This window comes from Mucilaginibacter auburnensis (assembly GCF_002797815.1).
In the GTDB taxonomy this organism is placed as follows: Bacteria; Bacteroidota; Bacteroidia; order Sphingobacteriales; family Sphingobacteriaceae; genus Mucilaginibacter; species Mucilaginibacter auburnensis.
In genome coordinates this window covers 2,258,540-2,276,563 of sequence record NZ_PGFJ01000001.1, presented here as the reverse complement: position 1 = coordinate 2,276,563, position 18,024 = coordinate 2,258,540, and the positions used below count along the sequence as shown (strand labels likewise).

11 protein-coding genes are annotated in these 18,024 nt (G+C 43.1%); 2 read left to right on the top strand and 9 right to left on the bottom strand.

Annotation, left to right across the window (positions count from 1 at the left end; all coding sequences use genetic code 11):
- The first annotated feature begins 77 nt into the window (after nt 1-77).
- Nucleotides 78-1,448: an alginate export family protein gene (locus CLV57_RS10180; protein ID WP_100341186.1), complete on the top strand. Its 1,371-nt coding sequence runs from the start codon at nt 78-80 to the stop codon at nt 1,446-1,448.
- A gap of 3 nt (nt 1,449-1,451) precedes the next feature.
- Nucleotides 1,452-2,123 (top strand): YoaK family protein, encoded by a 672-nt coding sequence (locus CLV57_RS10175; RefSeq protein ID WP_100341185.1) that lies wholly within the window; start codon nt 1,452-1,454, stop codon nt 2,121-2,123.
- Here the strand turns inward: CLV57_RS10175 and CLV57_RS10170 are convergent.
- The 9 genes from CLV57_RS10170 to CLV57_RS10125 form a co-directional block, all read right to left on the bottom strand.
- A complete protein-coding gene (locus CLV57_RS10170; protein ID WP_100341184.1) occupies nt 2,120-4,072 on the bottom strand; it encodes a sigma 54-interacting transcriptional regulator in 1,953 nt (650 codons plus the stop codon). The two genes, CLV57_RS10175 and CLV57_RS10170, sit on opposite strands and share 4 nt — an antisense overlap.
- Before the next feature lie 11 nt (nt 4,073-4,083).
- Nucleotides 4,084-6,267: a tetratricopeptide repeat-containing sensor histidine kinase gene (locus CLV57_RS10165; protein WP_169927075.1), complete on the bottom strand. Its 2,184-nt coding sequence runs from the start codon at nt 6,265-6,267 to the stop codon at nt 4,084-4,086.
- A 1,091-nt stretch (nt 6,268-7,358) separates the two neighbouring features.
- Nucleotides 7,359-7,568: a hypothetical protein gene (locus CLV57_RS10155; protein ID WP_100341181.1), complete on the bottom strand. Its 210-nt coding sequence runs from the start codon at nt 7,566-7,568 to the stop codon at nt 7,359-7,361.
- Nucleotides 7,569-7,875: 307 nt separating this feature from the next.
- Nucleotides 7,876-10,662, bottom strand: coding sequence for a M16 family metallopeptidase (locus tag CLV57_RS10150; protein ID WP_100341180.1), 2,787 nt, complete (start codon nt 10,660-10,662; stop codon nt 7,876-7,878).
- A 69-nt stretch (nt 10,663-10,731) separates the two neighbouring features.
- Entirely contained in the window at nt 10,732-12,072 is a 1,341-nt protein-coding gene (locus tag CLV57_RS10145) for a MutS-related protein (RefSeq protein ID WP_100341179.1), read from the bottom strand.
- Nucleotides 12,065-13,357, bottom strand: coding sequence for a MutS-related protein (locus CLV57_RS10140; RefSeq protein ID WP_100341178.1), 1,293 nt, complete (start codon nt 13,355-13,357; stop codon nt 12,065-12,067). Before CLV57_RS10140 ends, CLV57_RS10145 begins: the two co-directional genes overlap by 8 nt.
- A gap of 8 nt (nt 13,358-13,365) precedes the next feature.
- Nucleotides 13,366-15,678: a Gldg family protein gene (locus CLV57_RS10135; RefSeq protein ID WP_100341177.1), complete on the bottom strand. Its 2,313-nt coding sequence runs from the start codon at nt 15,676-15,678 to the stop codon at nt 13,366-13,368.
- Between the two features lie 12 nt (nt 15,679-15,690).
- Nucleotides 15,691-16,617 (bottom strand): ABC transporter ATP-binding protein, encoded by a 927-nt coding sequence (locus CLV57_RS10130; RefSeq protein WP_100341176.1) that lies wholly within the window; start codon nt 16,615-16,617, stop codon nt 15,691-15,693.
- 22 nt (nt 16,618-16,639) lie between these two features.
- Nucleotides 16,640-18,022: a RagB/SusD family nutrient uptake outer membrane protein gene (locus CLV57_RS10125; protein ID WP_100341175.1), complete on the bottom strand. Its 1,383-nt coding sequence runs from the start codon at nt 18,020-18,022 to the stop codon at nt 16,640-16,642.
- Nucleotides 18,023-18,024 lie beyond the last annotated feature (2 nt).

Sequence of the window (18,024 nt, the reverse complement as noted above, 5' to 3'; positions counted from 1 at the left end):
GACTTTTAAATAATTACATAACGGGCATCTAATTGGATTGTATTGGCTATAAATAATAGCCCTACAACTCAACACCTATGAAATTTTTTTTTACTGTACTTTTAACAGCTGCAGGTATATCCTGTCTTGCACAGGGTATACCATTTAAGTCATTGCGGTACGATGAGAATTATACCTCACTCGCCAACGATACTTCATCTAATTGGTACAAGAGCTTAAAATTTGCTCCGCTAACAGTTGATAAGTTAAGCTACGTAAGCTTTGGAGGAGAGATACGCTATCAATATTTCCATTATAAAAATGAAGATTGGGGTGAAGCTCCTAACGACCGGGATGGATTTGTGCTAACGCGCTATCTTGCTCATGCTGACCTTCACTTAGGCAGTCATTTTCGTACATTTTTGCAATTGCAAAGCAGTTTGGCTAATGGGCAGTTGGATACACCCTCACCGGTTGACCAGAACATAATAGATCTGCACCAAGCTTTTGCAGACTATGCCCTCTTAACCGGACATAAGAAAAGCCTAACCTTAAGGTTTGGCCGACAGGAATTTTCATACGGATCGCAACGTTTGGTATCTGTGCGTGAGGCTCCCAATAACCGCCAGGCATTTGATGCATTACGCTTGATTTACGTTGCCCCAAACGCGAGGTTTGATGTATTTAACTCCTATTATGTACCAGCCAAGCCAAACATATTTGATGATGGCTTCAACAAAAACACGCAATTCTGGGGTGGGTATGCGGTATTTAACAAAGTTCCATTGCTACAAAATACTGATATTTACTATCTTGGTCTTCGTAAAAAAACAACGGTTTTTGATGCTAGTACAGGTTTGGAAACCCGCCATTCAGTTGGTGCACGTGCATGGGGGTCAAACCCTGAATGGCTTTATGATGTAGAAACAATATATCAATTTGGCAATTTTGCAGGTAATACCATCTCAGCATGGACGGCTTCGGCCAATGTTGCTTATACATTTAGTCAATTAAAGCATAAGCCGCAGTTCGGCATTAAAACTGAGGTTATTAGTGGGGACAGGACAAGTAATGATGGGCGATTGAATACCTTTAACCCGCTCTTTCCGCGAGGTGGATATTTTGGTTTAGCGGCATTAATAGGGCCATCAAATCTTACAGATATACATCCTTATGCACAAATTGAGCTTACAAAAGCAGTGGCTTTTAATATTGATTATGATCTGTTTTTCCGGATGAGCCGTAATGATGGGATTTATGCGGTCAATGGACGAATGATCTACCCAGGTAAGGCGGGCACGTCAGACCAGATAGGCAGGCAATTAGGTGCAGAATTCGAATTTACACCTAACAAGCACTTTTACCTAAGGCAGGAAATTACATGGTTTAGCGCAGGCGAATTTTTAAAGCAAGCCGGGCCGGGTAAAGACATTCTGATGGTTGGAACTACAGCAACTTTCAAATTTTAATTAATGGAAGCAGAGAAAGTAATAAAAAGCACAACGCTTTTGCTTTGCTTTGTAGCAGGATTTTGCGATTCTGTTACATTCATAGCGGCGGGCGAACTATTTTCGGCGCATGTTACAGGAAATTTTATAGTGTTTGCTTATGACGTTGTTAAACATTCCGACGCGCGTGGCTGGCAAAAACTACTGAGTTTCCCGGTGTTTGTCTCGGCCGCAATGCTTGGTGGCCACATTGGCAAAAAATTTGGTAACACATACCTGTTACTTATATTGGAAGGAATATTTTTGCTGTTAAGCGGCTTTTTGTCGGCACTACTGGTTCCCCACAGCCCGGCAAGCGGCTGGCTTACTCAGCTTATTGCTATGCTGATTGTAACAGCAATGGCGTTTCAAAATACATTTGGCAAACTAAACCCCAAAGCTACTTATGGCTTAACAACTGTAATGACAGGCAACGTAACTCAGGCCGCCCTTGATCTTATGAAAATAGTTTCTAATGAACAGGAAGACAGAGATATATGGTATAGTTTTAAAAGGAATTGCTACTTAATTATTGGTTTTTTAACAGGATGTTTAGGTGGCGCAATACTGGCAATGCAGTTTGGCGTAATAGCTGTGATTTTGCCAGGTTCTTTGGTACTATTCTGGCTTTGGCGCATTAATCCCAATGTTCCTTAAATTCCAAAATCTTTACGGATACCCAGTTTCTTCATTTTTGAATTAAGCGTGGTAGGCGGAAGATTCAATAAACTTGCCGCGCCTCCCTCTCCCCATATTTTGCCGTTACATTTGCGCAAAGCAGCAATAATGTGAGCCCGTTCCCCCTCACTCATAGTGATTATTTTTTGTTCGGTTACAACTGCATTAACATTTTGCTCTAACTGGGTTGGTAGCGCCATGCTGTTTATCATATCGTCGCGGGTGAGCAATACGTTACGCTCTATCAAATTTTCAAGCTCGCGTATGTTGCCGGGCCAGTGGTAATTTTTCATACTGTCTAATACTTGCGGAGCAATGCCGCGTACTACCTTGCCTGTTTTACGAGCGTATATATTTAAAAAATACTTAGCAAGGTCCGGAATGTCTTCCGTTCGCTCCCTTAAAGGCGGCATCACAATTGGGAAAACGTTTATGCGGTAGAAAAGATCCAATCTGAAGCGGCCGTCTGCAACCTCTTTCTCCAAATTACGATTGGTAGCAGCAATAATACGTACATCAGTTTTTATAGTGGTTCGGCCCCCAATCCGCTCTATTTCGCGCTCCTGCAATACCCGCAACAATTTTGATTGCGATTCCAACGGAAGTTCGCCTATTTCGTCTAAAAACAAAGTACCGCCATGTGCTTGTTCAAACTTGCCTATCTTTTTGTCATAGGCTCCGGTAAAAGCGCCTTTTTCGTGGCCGAAGAGTTCAGAGTCAATGAGTGTTGCGGGCAATGCAGCGCAATTTATTTTTACAAAGGGTTTCTCCTTTCTCCGTGAAAGCGCGTGAATACGCTCGGCTATTTTCTCTTTGCCGGTGCCGCTTTCTCCCAGTATCAAAACAGATGAATCAGCACCTGATACCTGCATTACATGATCAAAAACCGTTAACAACAGATGGCTTCCGCCTATAATTCCGGCAAAAGGATTAGGCTGATCAGATTTTGAAACGGGATGTTTTACTGCGTAATTGCTTTCTTTTTGCACCATAGGACTATTGGGGGCATTTATCATGGCTGCCATAAAGTTTGCCAGTAAAGGTTGCACTCTATCGCTTAATACCAGATGATCATCCTGATAAGCCGTGCTGCGGCGGCTATAGAAGTTAAAGTAACAAATTCGCGAATCTGGCAAATGTACAGGTACGGATAAATGCGATTTGAGGCCGTACGTATCAACCAGCAACTTTTTAAAAGACGAACCTGATAGCAACTCGCTCATTTCCTGTTCGTTATAGTATTCTGCCAATTGAGAATATTTATCTGCTGTTTTTAAACGAGTCAGTTCGTGCTTTTTTTGTTTGGTAACAACCATCAATTCTGGAGCATCTAATAGCTGGTACTCGTCATATGCTATACGGAAAAAACTTAATTCGTAAAAATCTTCGTCCTCCTGTTGTTGCATCCCTACCGACAAAAATTCAAACGGTATAAAGGGCTGCAAGCTTTTCCCAACTTCTAAAACTTTGTGTTCCCACTTTTTTGAAGAAGCCAGAATTTCTGAGGCTTTTTTTTGCAGCATGGCGTTTTGACGTGCACCATTCTCGCGTTGATTTTCGTGACGGTAAATGGCTATATCCAATGCTATCAATACATCCTTTTCCCGAAACGGTTTAACAACAAAACCATAAGGGCGGGTAACCTTGGCAGCCTCCAGCACTTTCTCATTTGCATTGGCCGAAATATAAATAAACGGGATATTCATTTCCATCAGGCGATGTGCCAGATCAATACCTGTGGTTTTCCCTTTTAAAAAAATATCAACCAGAACAAAATCAGGTCGGCTGTGCTCTATCATATCCAAAGCCTCCGTCACATTATCGGCTACGCCGCAAATGTTATAACCAGCAGTTTTAAAAATATTGGTCAAAACGTCAGCAATTATAAACTCGTCTTCAACCACAAGAATGTTTTTTCTGCTTATCATAACCCTTTACTTTACTCGTTTTTGGAAATTTCTCTGTTAAAAACCTCTGTTTTAAAAACAACATTAATTGTGCAACCCTCATCACCATAAATATCGAAGGTGCCGCCCAACTGTTTGCTTAAGCCACGCATTAGGTTTATTCCTAATGACTCAACTTTATCAATTGCAAAGCCGGCCGGTAAACCAGCACCATCATCAGCTATGGTAAGCTGGTTATAGCCATCGCCATTTCTAACAAGCGTTACGTAAATGGTACCGGTTTGCGGGGGTTTATAAGCGTACTTTATAGCGTTAGTTACAGCCTCGTTTAAAATAAGGCCCAATGGAACAGCTTGAGCTACATCCAGTAAAATATCGTCTGTGTGCTTTTCAAACAAAATACGGTTGTCATCGTCGCAGCTATGTTTTAAATAAGATAACATTTCGTCAATGTATTCGGGCATATTAATAAGATCCAAATTTTCACTTTGATAAAGCTTTTGGTGAATAAGTGCTATAGAATGCATACGGTTCTCGCTGTTTTGAATAGCGGCCAAAGCTTCGTTGTTATTAATGTATGCTGATTGGCGTTGCAGCAAACCCATAACTATTTGCAAATTGTTTTTAACCCGGTGATGGATCTCTTTCAATAACCACTCTTTTTCAACCAGCAGCTTGTCTTTTTCTTTCAGCAACACATTAAGCGCTTTATTGCCCCGTTGCTTTGTACGATAGCTGTTTAAGCTCACGCCAGCAACAACCAGGAGCATAACACTTACAGCAAGGGTTAAATTGCGGGTATTGTTGGCACGCGTTATTTTTTCCCGCTGAAGAACGCCCTCGTGCTTTAACGATGTAATGGCATTCTCTTTCTGTTCTGTTTCAAACTGTACCTGCAATTGCTGAATCTGTTTGTTCTTTGTAGCCTCAGCAATAGAGTCTTGCAGCGCAGCGTATTTTTGATAGTTATTTAATGCAGCAACATAGTTATGTTGCGCCGAATCTATTTTGTAAGTGAAGAAGTGTAATTTAACTATAAACTTCTGTTTTCCGCTGGCGTTTACGGCATTTTTAAAAGCAGGCAGTAATTTGGCAGCTTCTTGATAACTGCGCGCTGCTATAAAATACTCTATAGATGGGCCCAACATGGTTACAACAAGCACAGGATCATGTTCACCCTCTGCGTTAGCCTTTAAAAGCCGTTGTGCATATTTTTCGGCCTCCCGGTAGTTTTTTAAAGCTACGTTAGCCTGCAGATAAAATGCATTGTAATAAGTGCGGTAGCGTTCATCGATATCCGGAAAAAGGCGTTCATTTTCATTAAGTACTGTTATAGCGTCGGTCGGTTTTCCCTGATGAAGAAGGTTGTTAGCAAGGTTAGCAACTAAAAAAATTGCGGAGGGATCTTTATACTTTTGCGCTACACCTATTGATCTTTTAAAGTAATAATTAGCCTGATCAAAATGACCCGTTTCAAGGTAGATCATACCGGTGCGATTGTAGATAGTGCAAAGTAACATGCTTGTATCCTGCACAGATTCGGCTATTTTAACTGCAACTAAAGCATTTTTGAGCGCGTCTTTATATCTCTCTATCTTAAGGTAGTTAATTCCTAATAAGTCATAAACGGCTTGTGTTTTTTTATTGCCGCTTAAACGGTAACTTACCAAAGCTGACTTTAAGGCTGTGATTCCCTGGTGATATTTTTCAACCAGATAATAGAAATCGCCCATGTGTTCAAGCGTTGCGGCGTCACGGTCAAATGCATGGGCTTTGCGAAATAGCACATGCGCCTTTGCATAATAATCAGCCATAATGTTGTAGTCCTTACCACCACTTGAAGCATAATTTTCCTGTAAGTTTAAGTAACATTCAGCTGCTTCCCGATGAAGATTGTTAGACAAAAAAACCGCAATAGCTTTTATTAACAGTTCTTCACTTTTTTTAAAATCGCCTTTTTTACACAGCGCCTGCGCCCATGCTTGATAACTTAACCCTAAACCTTTGCTATAAGAAAGTTTAGCCGACAAAGCATTAGCTCTTTGAGCTATAACAATGGCGCTGTCTATCAATATTATTTGCTGTACACTATTGGCGTTGCAATAACGGCTTATATCAACGAATATGTTTACGCGGCCGGTATCAGCCTGACTTGAACGCAGTTGGCGATATAAAATTTTAACATCTTTAGGTACGGGCGGTTGAGCTAGTAACACATTGATGGTTACAAGTAAAAACAGTTTAACTAACAATAAGTTCCTAACCATTTGTTACCAGAAGATATTATTGTGAATAGATTTGTTAAACGACGAGCGCTTGGTGGTACGGCATTCATAAACCCTGCCACAAATAGCCTCCCGCATGATCTTACCAATAAATATCGTTAAAAAATTGCGTTTACTAATGACTTATTGTTTCGGCTAAATATTATAAGGGAAAATCACCCACCGGCAACGATATGTAGTTGCACGCAACAACGAAATACCGTTGAACCATGAGGTTAACTAATCAGCAAAAATAAATTGTTTATGATTTGGCCGGGATTAGATATAAAACATCTTCCATTAGAGTATTATTAAGCTTTCAGATTGTTGACAGAGCTCGAATCCAAAAAGGCCCTCTACGCCTCGAAGAGCACTTTTTTATTTCGTTAAAATTTATATGTTTCAAACATCGAACCATTCAACAAAGATCACAACCAGTTGATCACCAAAGATATAAAATAAAAAAAAGCAGCTCTTTTCAGAACTGCTTAAATTTTAAGGGTCAACAACGGAGTATAATCCGAACCGTTTTGTGGACCAATTGATCGAAATAGGCGGTTTTTCGAAAACATTAGTGTTGGTACCAATTAGTTCTTAATTATACTAAAAGTCTAATATAACAAAATAACATTGCTTCACATCCGATTAGCGACGTACTTTGAATTATGATAAATTTATTGAGGCGTTTGGATGTCTTATGCACTTAGAGGCGGCCGGTCGCGGTATTTAGGTTTCTTTGATTAAAGGGAATTATTCCAATCTTCGAACAGCGCCACGGCTTCCGGAAGTAGCAACGCGCAATTACAAAAGCCGAGCAAATACGGTCCCTCCAAGTGGTGATAAAGGTCACGGAGGTCGTGGTCGCTGCCTGTCTTATTGATTACAAGTGTCTTTTCGCCCAAACTACTGACGGTAGCACCGTATTTTTGTATTAGTTGCCACAGGCGGTCATCTAACGCGGCACGTTCGAGGCAATAAAAGCCGACCTTAGGCAACCCAGCGCCGGCTGGCCGGTGGTTTATTTTGTAAATCTCAACGATCTTTTACAAACGATGACTGAAGGGCAACAGTTCCGGTACCGGCAGGCAGGCTTCGATGGTGATTAAGACGAGGTCGGATAGATCGGTTCGTGCCACATTAATGCCTTTAAGCGGAAAATTCTTTCGATTAAAATAAACCATGAGCTCGCCGATCAGGCCTTTTTTATCCCGAGCATAGATCGAAAAAATAAAAGGTTCGTGGTGTTTTGTCATTTTGTTCAAATAACCAGCTCTCCTATGAATAAGAGTGCTAATTGTGTACGTAGCGGTGTCACCTACTTATAGCTTTTGTAGAAATTTTAACTCTATTACATTTTCGTTACAAATTCAGAAGCTCTTAAACTACCGAATATATTTAGCTGAAGCAATTCGTCTGGTATTTCAATCTTTGTTATTTATTTTACTGACCAAAATCACCCTTCGCTATCTTTTCAAAAAAGCGCCCGCTTCTTCAGGCAGGCGCTTAGTTAACTAAAACTGATATTAAAGAACAGAAGAAATATTGGAGCATGTGATACTGCTATTTAGTTTTTTCCGGCAGCAAGACCATCCTTATAAAATTTTCGCCACCGAGATATTGGGTTGCCATCTTCTTCACGTCCTCCACCGTTATTTTACCCACATCTTCGCTGTAGGTGTTTACAGCATCCAGAGGTTCTTTATTTTGGATCTGCCCAATTGTATATGTGTGCCAAAAACCGTTGGATTTTAGCTGCAGTTCAATGGTGCGTTGTGTTTCTGCTTTAAACTTGTCCAGGTTTACCGGTAAGGGTCCGGTATTTCTTATTTTATTGATCTCATCCAATGTAGCTGCAATTAGTTGCTCTACATTGTTGGGAGCGCAGGCGAAAGAGACCGTAAAGTTGAAACGGGCTTTAGGGTACTTGGCGTATGTAACCCCCACGGTTGGCGCATAAACGCCTCCCTCGTCTTCCCTGAGACGCTCTATAAGCCTTATTTGAAGTATTTCTTTTAACGCATCAACTTTCAGCTGGTTGGTAAAACTGTAATCAAACGGCCCTGAAAAAAATAGTAATACGTTGGCTTTGTCTTCTGTTCCTTTGTAGACCGTTTTGCTGACTTTGCCTGCAGGGCTGGTAATACCCAGGTCTTTAGCCTGCTCGTTTCTATAAAGGGAGGGCAGGCTGCCGATATATTTTTCCAGTAAGGGTTTTATGGCTACTGTGTCTATGCTGCCTGTGAATACAAAGGTAAAACCTGACGCGTCTGCAAATCTTTCTTTATAAATGCTGTAGACCTGGTCGAGTTCAATGTGATCGAGGTCTTCAGCAGTCTGCCGTGCCCGGCGGATATTATAACTGCTTAGTACAGCGGTCACGGTGTCGTTAAATACCTGCGCGGGATCATTTTGCCGGTTTAGGAGTGCTGCCTTTGCTCTTGCAATGGTATTTTTGAAAAGGATTGTATCCTTGCGTGGCTGCGTGAGGTAGGCGTACATTAATTGCAATGCGTCTTCCAGATCGTTAACGCTGCTCGCTCCGTTTACAGCTTGAGTCCGCTCGCCGATTGAAGGGCGTATACTGAATTGTTTACCTGATAAGTATTTGGATAGTTCGGACTCATTGTAGTTGCCTGCACCGAAGGAAGGCACGATATTCGCTGCATCGGCAGCGCGGAAATGCGCGATGTCGTATAAGGAAGTGCCGCCGGCCGATGTTCCGGTAAATAGTATCTGGTCGTTTTTGAAATTTGTGGCTTTCAATAATACTTTAGCTCCATTGCTTAACGTAAGCGTTGTGATGTTTAATGCTTTGTTATACTCACTGTTGATGATCTTACCTGCAATGGGAGCCGCCGTTAAAAGGCCTTGCTTGCTGGTCACATCCTGAAAAGCAGATATATGTTCGCTTTCTACAGCTTTCATCCATTCCATGAATGTTTGCTCAGACGGTAGTGACGCTTTTTCTTTTTCAGGAGCTGTTATCAATATGTCCCGGTCCGTTCCTTTGATCACCTGCTTTAAATAGTTGTTCACTTCGTCGGTACTGAGACTTGCCGATACATTTTTAGAAATACCATATTCGATGTCTATACCGGGCGAGGCGGTGCCGTGTAAAAAATACTGCACGTATTCAGCAACGTAATTATCAGACGGGGTCTTACTTTTTTCTTTTAAGACCGACGCTAATTGCTGGAGATAAACATTTTTTGCACGGTCAAGTTCCGTTGGCGTAAAACCATACCGCTTTGCCTGTTCGCTAAGGCGCCATGCATTTTTGAAACCAGCCTCTAACTCCCCCGGCTTGGCTGTTATGGACATTGAATAATTATCCAGACCGCCTATAAACTCTCCGATCCCGGCTCCGGCTGCCAGAAACGGAGGGGCTGACTGGCGTTGAACATCCGCATAGCGTTGGCTGAGCATGTAATTGACCAGCTGCCGAATCAGGAATGCCCGGTAATCCGCAGCGGTATGTAAGTTCAACTTGGGCTGTTTAATGTTGATTTCTATACTTGTATTGGTTTCTTCCGGGTCTGTAACAACAATGTACTGGTCTTTGCCTGTTAATTGCACCGTGAAGTTGGGTCTTATACGTGGCGATGCAGGTTTTTTAAGGTCGCCAAATCTGGACTTTATATCCTTTTCCATCTTATCAACATCAATGTCCCCAACCACCATCAACGCCTGCAGATCCGGCCGATACCAATCGCGATAAAAGCGTTGGATAGCTTCGGGTTTAAAGGTGGTTAGCACTTCTTCTGTCCCTATCGGCAAACGTTTAGCATAAATTGAATTGTTGAGTAACAGTGGTAAGTATTGGTTTTGCATGCGTTCTCCTGCTCCTTTTTTGAGGCGCTTTTCTTCTAATACCACGCCGCGTTCTTTATTTATTTCTGCAGGGTCCAGCGTCGCATCCTGCGCCCAATCACGCATAATTTGTAATCCATGCTGTACGATTTCCGGTTTATCTGAAGGTATAGGTAGTTGGTAGATCGTCTCGTCGAAGCCGGTGGTAGCGTTCAGGTCGGCACCGAAACGAACCCCCGTTTTTTGCAGATAATCTACCAGTTCATTTTTCGGGAAATTTTTAGTGCCGTTAAAACTCATGTGTTCAATAAAGTGCGCCAGCCCGCGCTGGTCGTCGTCCTCTAAAACCGACCCAACTTTATTGGCCAGGTAAAATACTACCCTGTTCTTAGGTTCCTCATTGTGGCGTATATAATAGGTAAAGCCATTGGCTAATTTCCCGGTGCGCACGGCCGGGTCAAAGGGTAATGTTTGCGCATAGGTTATGCTGTACAGTCCCGTTAGCAGAACTGCAGAAAAGATTTTCTTGATGTTCATTTATAAATTAAGGTTGATTTGATTGAATGGTATTACTACACTCCTGTAAAGTATTTTGCATTATCTTGCTTATTGATCTGCCATGCCCATTAATGATAAAATGTTCTCATTTCTGATGATCATCATGCCCTGACGGTCTTCAGTAATACCCTCTTCCAGTTGATAGGTATACCGTGGAATAGCCCCCTCCATTATGGTTGGCATATATTTGAACTGAATGTTGGGCTGTGTTTTAAGGGCCTCGCCTACTTCTATAATGTGCGTGGATACTATAAAAAGGCAATTTTTATATTCGGCAAAGGCTTCTGTTACCGCTAATGTACCGTCATAGGCGTCTTTTACGTTGGTGCCTTTAAACAATTCGTCAAAGATCAAAAGCAGCCTTTTGCCGCTGGCGGTAGCTTCCGCGGCTTGCTTCACGCGCAGCACTTCAGCATAGAAATGGCTGTAACCCGCACCGATATTATCTCCAACATTGATACTTGAGTAGATGCCATCACGGATGGAAAACTCCATTGATTGGGCCGCTATCGGGAAGCCGATATGGGCGAGGTACATGTTGATGGCAATGGACTTCATCCAAGTGGACTTTCCGGCCATATTCGCGCCGGTCAAAAAGACGACATTGGAAGCGCTCCTCATTTCGATATTATTTCCAACCGCCCCGTTTATCGCTGGATGGCAGAGGTTGACAGCCGTGAACAGGTTCATTTCAGCCGGATATGCTGTGGCATAAGCCATCTCTTTTGTTTTAGCAACATTAGCAATAGCAATACAAACATCCACTTCATCAATAAACCCGAGTAATGCAATTACCTCTGCGCGAAGTACATGTCTTGTTAAGTAATCATAGGAGGCAATTGTTTTCAGGGAGATGGATTTGTAAATGTCCGTTTCTAACAGTTCCGCCACCTGGACATGATCGAAGATCTGCAACAACTTTTTAATCCGCCCTTTATAAAAATCGGGAATTGCCTTCATTTGCTTTAAAGCCACTAAAAGGGCATAACACTTTTTTAATGTGCTGATTACCGCTTGCAGGCCTTGAACTAATTGCTTAAACTGCTCGTCCCTTGTGATCCTGGAGGTGATCAGCTGGATCATAACACGAGTATAATTACCAAAGTAGGTGGCCGGTACTCCACTATCTATATAATCGTTCATTACACTCAACTGTTGTGGATCAAAAGGAAAGGTAATCCCGGCAGCACCAAAGAAGGCGAAGAGTGCCGACCTTTCATTGATCTCCCCGTGATTCAAAAGGGGATTTCTGAACCACTCGTCCAAGAGCTGCTCTCCACCACTGCTTTTTGCTTTCCTGAACAGAAAAAATACCGAGCCGGGACTGAATTTGCTTAACAGGTTCAGTTCATCTAATGACTGCTTGTCAATATTAAATTGCTTATCCATTTTTCTTCCCGTTTTTTAAAATTTCAAGAATGCCTTCATTTTTAATAATGATCATACCGTGACGGTCATCGGTCACACCTTCCTTTAAGGTGTAGTTGTAAACTGGCAGGCTGTCTTTCATGGTTGTGGGCAGATAGTAAAAGCGCGTATTAGTTTGTTGTTTTAGTTGATCAGCGGCTTCAACTATGTGCGATGATATGATAAACCGGCTCGTTTTCATTTTTGCAAATCCCTTCGTTACAACTACGGTTCCCTCGTGGGCGTCTTTAACGTTGGTACCTCTGAACAATTCGTCAAAGACTACAAACAGGGATTTGCCCGCGCCTAATTCAGCCGCAATTTTCTTTACCCGTAATACTTCCGCGTAAAAATGGCTGGCGCCAATTCCGAGGTTATCAGGCAGGTTGATGGTGGTATAAATGCCGTCCATTACAGAAAAGTCCATGCGCTTGGCAGCCACAGGGAAACCGATATGTGCAGTATATAAAGCAATACTTAATGATCGAAGGAATGTGCTTTTTCCAGCCATATTGGCACCGGTCAGGAATATCAGGCTTTTATTACTGTCCATTGTAATGTTGTTGGGCACTGGATGTTTAAGTCCGGGATGATAAACGCCTTCCAACGCAATAATGCCGGAACCTTTAGGAAGCGCAACAGGGAATGTAAAACCGTTTTGGCGAGCTACATCAGCAACAGAGATGTAAACATCAAGCAAATAAATAAACTGCAATACCCTCGCCAGTTTGTCTTTTTCGCGCAGGCGGAACAAATCATCATATGCTGTTGCGGCAGCGTAGGATAGTTTTGGCTTGGGCTGTTCTCTGAACACGGGCGCTAATGAATCATGATTTAGCAATTCCGCTATCTCGGCGTTTTGTTTGGCCATTCCAGTAATGCTACTTATATGGTTGTTATTTATAAATGCGCGAAGTACATGCAGTAATTCAATTACAGCGCTTACGCTTTCACTCGTCTCTTTTTCGCTTAGTTCTGGTTTTTTTGCGTCATGGACATCGTTGGCATATGAAAAATATTTTTCGGTTTTATCTAATACCCAGCTATCAAAAGGGAAACGGATATTGACTTTGCTGAAAGTGGATATAATAGCCACCCTGTCGTTTATGGCCTCCCGGTCACACAATGGTGCGCGAAACATTCGTTCCAGCAGTAACTCTCCGCCCCTGCTGAACGTTTTGTTATAGAGGTCGCAGATGCCGTTTTGCTGCTGATCAGAGAAAAGGCGCAGATCAGCGGTGGTTTGTTCGTCTGTTTGTAATAACATGGCTATTTTTAACGTCGTTTTCTGCGCAGCCAGATGATCACAAAGGCGGCACCCATTAAACCGGGAATAATGAATTTATAGAGATAATTTAAAAAGGCTGCATCGGCTTTTCTTACGCGGATATCATTGTCAATCGGGGCAGGCCGGCGATCATCAATGGGCACCTTATTGTCTGATAACCAATAAAATACACCCGCTGCCATTTTGCTGTTCACATATTTTGTATCCTGGATAAGCCCGTTAGCTAACCAGTCGGCATCACCAAAAATGACGATCTTTTGCTTTTTATGACCAACACTCCTACTCAGCGCAAGACCAGTAATGATGGGTCCGGCCACATCACCCTTCTCCGGATCATATTTCGGCACCTCATCTATGAAATTTTTAGTTGTTCGTTCATTCCAGGAGCCGACAGAGTCGACAAGTTTAAAGTCATTCAAAGAATCCGTTTCCAGCATGGGCGTGTATTTAAAACCCGTGACCGGTTTATATGTGATAGCTACGGTGCCAGGCATAGGTATCCATAGCCCCGAAAGCTCAAAATGATATGCCATCTTACGACCCTCTTTTGTAAACGCTGATGTAACTTCATCCATTTGACGTTTACGGTTGTGTTCTACCACCTGTCCCGGAAGAAAAGACACGCCTAACCGTGCCACCAGGGGGTTCATTACCTCCTGTCTGTTCAGGTCGCAGGCCACCACCAGGTTTCCCCCGCGATCAATGTAATCGTTCAGATTTTTGATCTCCTGTGCGGTGTAAGGCGTTTTGGCATCGGCGATAACCAAAATATCGATACTTTCAGGAACGGGTGATGACAAGTTGCCTTGCGAGATGTCCATGCCGTTATTGATTAGCGACCGTCTCACTTTTTTATCGCTTGCCAGCATGGAATAGCTACGAGGGCCTATATCGTTCAAGGTGCGCTCCTGGTGCCCCGTTACGAAACCGGCTTTGGGTAAGGCCATTACCAGCCTCTTGAACGCAGCCGTGGTCTGTGCTTCCGCAGGAAATTTCTCGCCGTCATAATAGCTCCTTAACAGAGTTGATTTTCCGTCTTCCGTAGTGATCTTTGCTACATAGGTATTTTGTTCCGCAGCAAGGTCTATTTCGTTCTTAAAATCTTCGCCAGGCCGGAAGATGTCTTTATCCACTTCATAGGTGTTCGCTACTTTTTCAATGGTCTGATCCAATGTTAATCCCTTAAACCGGCTTTTGTGCAGGTTGATAAAATAAGGGCCACCTTGAATAGCATAGTAATACTTGTACTCGTATTTGATGTTAGGATAAAAATAGTTATACACATCATAGCGAAGCATATCAAGTTTCTGCGTAGACGGTGACACGAAGTTACCCCATTCAAAAAGGTTAACATAGGTGGTGATATGTACCTTGCCTTTAAGTTTAGCCATCACGCGCTGACTTTCCTTGGTGAGCGTGTGCACTTTTGCCTGGGTGGAGTCATAAAATGTTACCAAAGCTGGCAAAGAACAGATATAGCCAATAATCGCTACCAGTAAAAAACTGCCGACGTAACGCATAAGCGACACTGTTCGTGTGGTCTTCTCCCGCACAACTTTCAGTCGGAATACCGTAAACGCAATAAATAGTGCGGGAATAACGATAAGATAGACTACGTCTACACTTAGCACCAGACCGCTCAGCATACCGCTTACGCGAGCTGCGACACTGAGCCAGAAAGTAACATCCCGAACAAATTCAACGTCTTGCCAAACCCTGTCAACAAAAGTCAATGCAGCGAGTACAGCCAGCGTACCGATGGCGGCTCCTATTTGATAGGAGGTTAACGAGGACATGAACAAACCTATTGCCGCATAAGTACACATCATCAGATACAAGCCTAGCAGGCCGGTCAGTACAACGGGCAGATCAAAGTTTTCGACCTTTAACACCCCAAACAGTACCTCCGGAACGACCAGCATGACCATGAGGAAGTTGAAGATCATCATACAAAAAAACTTACCCAGTACAATTTGCAGATTCGTCACCGGCGATGAGTACAAGAGGTTGATCGAACCGGAGGAGAATTCCTGGCTGAGTAAACCCATTGTTACCAGTGGCAGGTACATAAATAAGGTGGCCGCAAGACCGGGTATCAGACCCCCGTTTTGATTAGCAAAAAGGTCGAAAGTAATGTTCTCAATCGGAAAACCCAGTTCCTTTGAATTGATATAATAGTTAAGGCCTAACATGAAAAGCAGGGCGGTATGCAATGCAAACGCAATTAGGATAAGCCAGGCGATGGGAGAATAGAATATTTTCTGAAGTTCTATTCTGGCGACATCTATTATTGATTTCATATTTTTTATTTTCTATGCATTTTTATTTGACAACTCCGAAAAAACATCATTGAGAGAGGTCTTTTCCGGGTGAATCGTTTCCAATCTCCAATTCCTCGACACGCATTCCACAATAAATTGTTCGGCTATACGGCTACTCCCGCCTATTTTTAACCGGTATTCTCCTCCTCCCAGCGCTTCTGCATCAGTAATCCCCGCTATCTGAAGAATCTGTTCTACAGGCGGAGCTGCAAGTAATCGTACTAAAAGGCTGTCGGGCTGTAAATAATTGTCAAATTCCCGCGTCTCTCCAGAGAAAACCAGTTTGCCGCGGTCAATCATCAGGATATGGTCACAGATGGCATGCACCTCTGTTAGTATATGGGTGGAAAAAATAACCGCACGTTCCTTCGCTATATCCCGCACCAGTTTCCGCACTTCCATGATTTGATTCGGATCGAGTCCGTTGGTGGGCTCATCCAGGATGATAATGGCTGGCTTGTGAATGATTGCCTGCGCGATGCCTACCCTTTGCTTATACCCACCGGAGAGATTGCGGATCAGGCGCTTTTCAAAGTGAGTGATGGAAACTTTTTCCATCACTTCATTGACTGCATTTCTTACCTCTTTTTCAGGTATCTTTCGTAACCTGGCACAATTGCTGAGGTATTCCTGAACGGTAGTGTCCGGGTGTAAGGGTGCATGCTGAGGTAAGAAGCCGATCAGTTTTTTGGCTGCAATCGGATCTTCGTTTAAACTAATGCCGTTAACGATCACCTCCCCCTCGGTTTGTTTCAAAACACCGCTGATGATGTTCATGGTGGTTGACTTTCCGGCACCGTTTGACCCAAGTAGGCCATAGACACCGGTCTCAGGCAGATCGAAACTAATGCCCCTGATCGCCCACTGGGTATTGTAGCGATGAGAGAGTCCTCTCACGCTAATTAATGATTTGTCCATAAAATGTTAATACTTTTAAATGCTAAGGGTTTTGTGTCCAACTTGGGTTAAACACCATGACCTGTATGGGAATCTGAAGCGTATAGCGTGGATCGCCCGGTGGCAAAGTGGCTATCACGTTATTGTTTTTATCCAATCGCGTAACCGCTGGCATCTTTCCTTCCGCGTTAAGCCTGCGCATATCTATCCACCGCATGCCATTATACGGGAATTCAAAGCTTCGTTCCTGCATGATCTTTTGCAATACTTCTTGCTGGTTAGCGGATATATATTTTTGATAACTGTCCGACGGGAACCGTTTTTTTCGAAGCGCATCCAAATGATCAAGTGCTGTCGGAATGTCATTAGCGCGTGCGGCTGATTCCGCAATGATCAGTTCCATTTCCGCAACGGTAGGTCCCCAGCTTATGGTAGCCGTTCCACCCAGCACACCTTGGGAACGGTATTTGACAACACCCCGGGTAGGAAAAGAATAATCACGAAGGTTACTATAATAAAATTTTAAACGCAGGTCTGTCTTGTCAAAGCTCTTAAGGAAGTCGATAGTAGGCACTTTATCCTGATTATAAGCCCGGCTCACCCTGGCATAGAATACATCGGGCCGTACGGTAAGGTCTCCTATTTGCTGGGCGCTGGTCATCGTGGTGAAATCCATAATAGCCTTAGGGCCGACGGCTAGTGCCAGTTGAGCGCTTTCAGCTGCCTTAATATAGTTGCCCATATATTGATAGGTTCTGGCAAGTACGGCGTATCCTGCTGCCTTGCTTCCACGAAAGCGATTTTTAGCATTATCAGCAGGTAGGTCAGGAATGGCGGCCGTAAGATCACCAAGGATAAACTCGTAGATCTCTTTGACGCTTTTGCGCGGTGGCGTAGCATTATTCAGGTCATGAGAGGTAACGAAAGGCACTGCCAGGTCTGAAGCTGCAGCAGCCTGAGCAAATGGCTCTCCGTATAAATTAACCAAATATAGGTAAGCGTAGGCCCTTCCGAGTAAGGCTTCCGCTTTGAGCGAACGTTTTTGTGCCACAGTACCATCAATTGCTTCATCAATCTTGTTGATGACAGTGTTGTAGTAATAGATTTCGCGATAAAAGTCTTTCCAGATCACCGCCTCGCCGGCAAACTGGTCTTCGGCGAACTGCGCCTGCCATGTAAATACTCTTTCATTAACCTGATCTAAAGGAAGATCAACATTCGTCAGGTCGGTATTATCGGCCAGCAGGTTAATTGACTCCGGCAAGTCTGTCGTCGCTTCATAACTATTTAGCCATTGGTCATAGTCATGTACCGTTTTCAGCAATTGTACGCCTTTAGGTTCTATGTCCAGATATTTTTTACAGGAGCTCAGCAGGAATGCCAGGAGCAGCATTGGTATAAGGCGGCTGTATATGTGTATTTTCATCT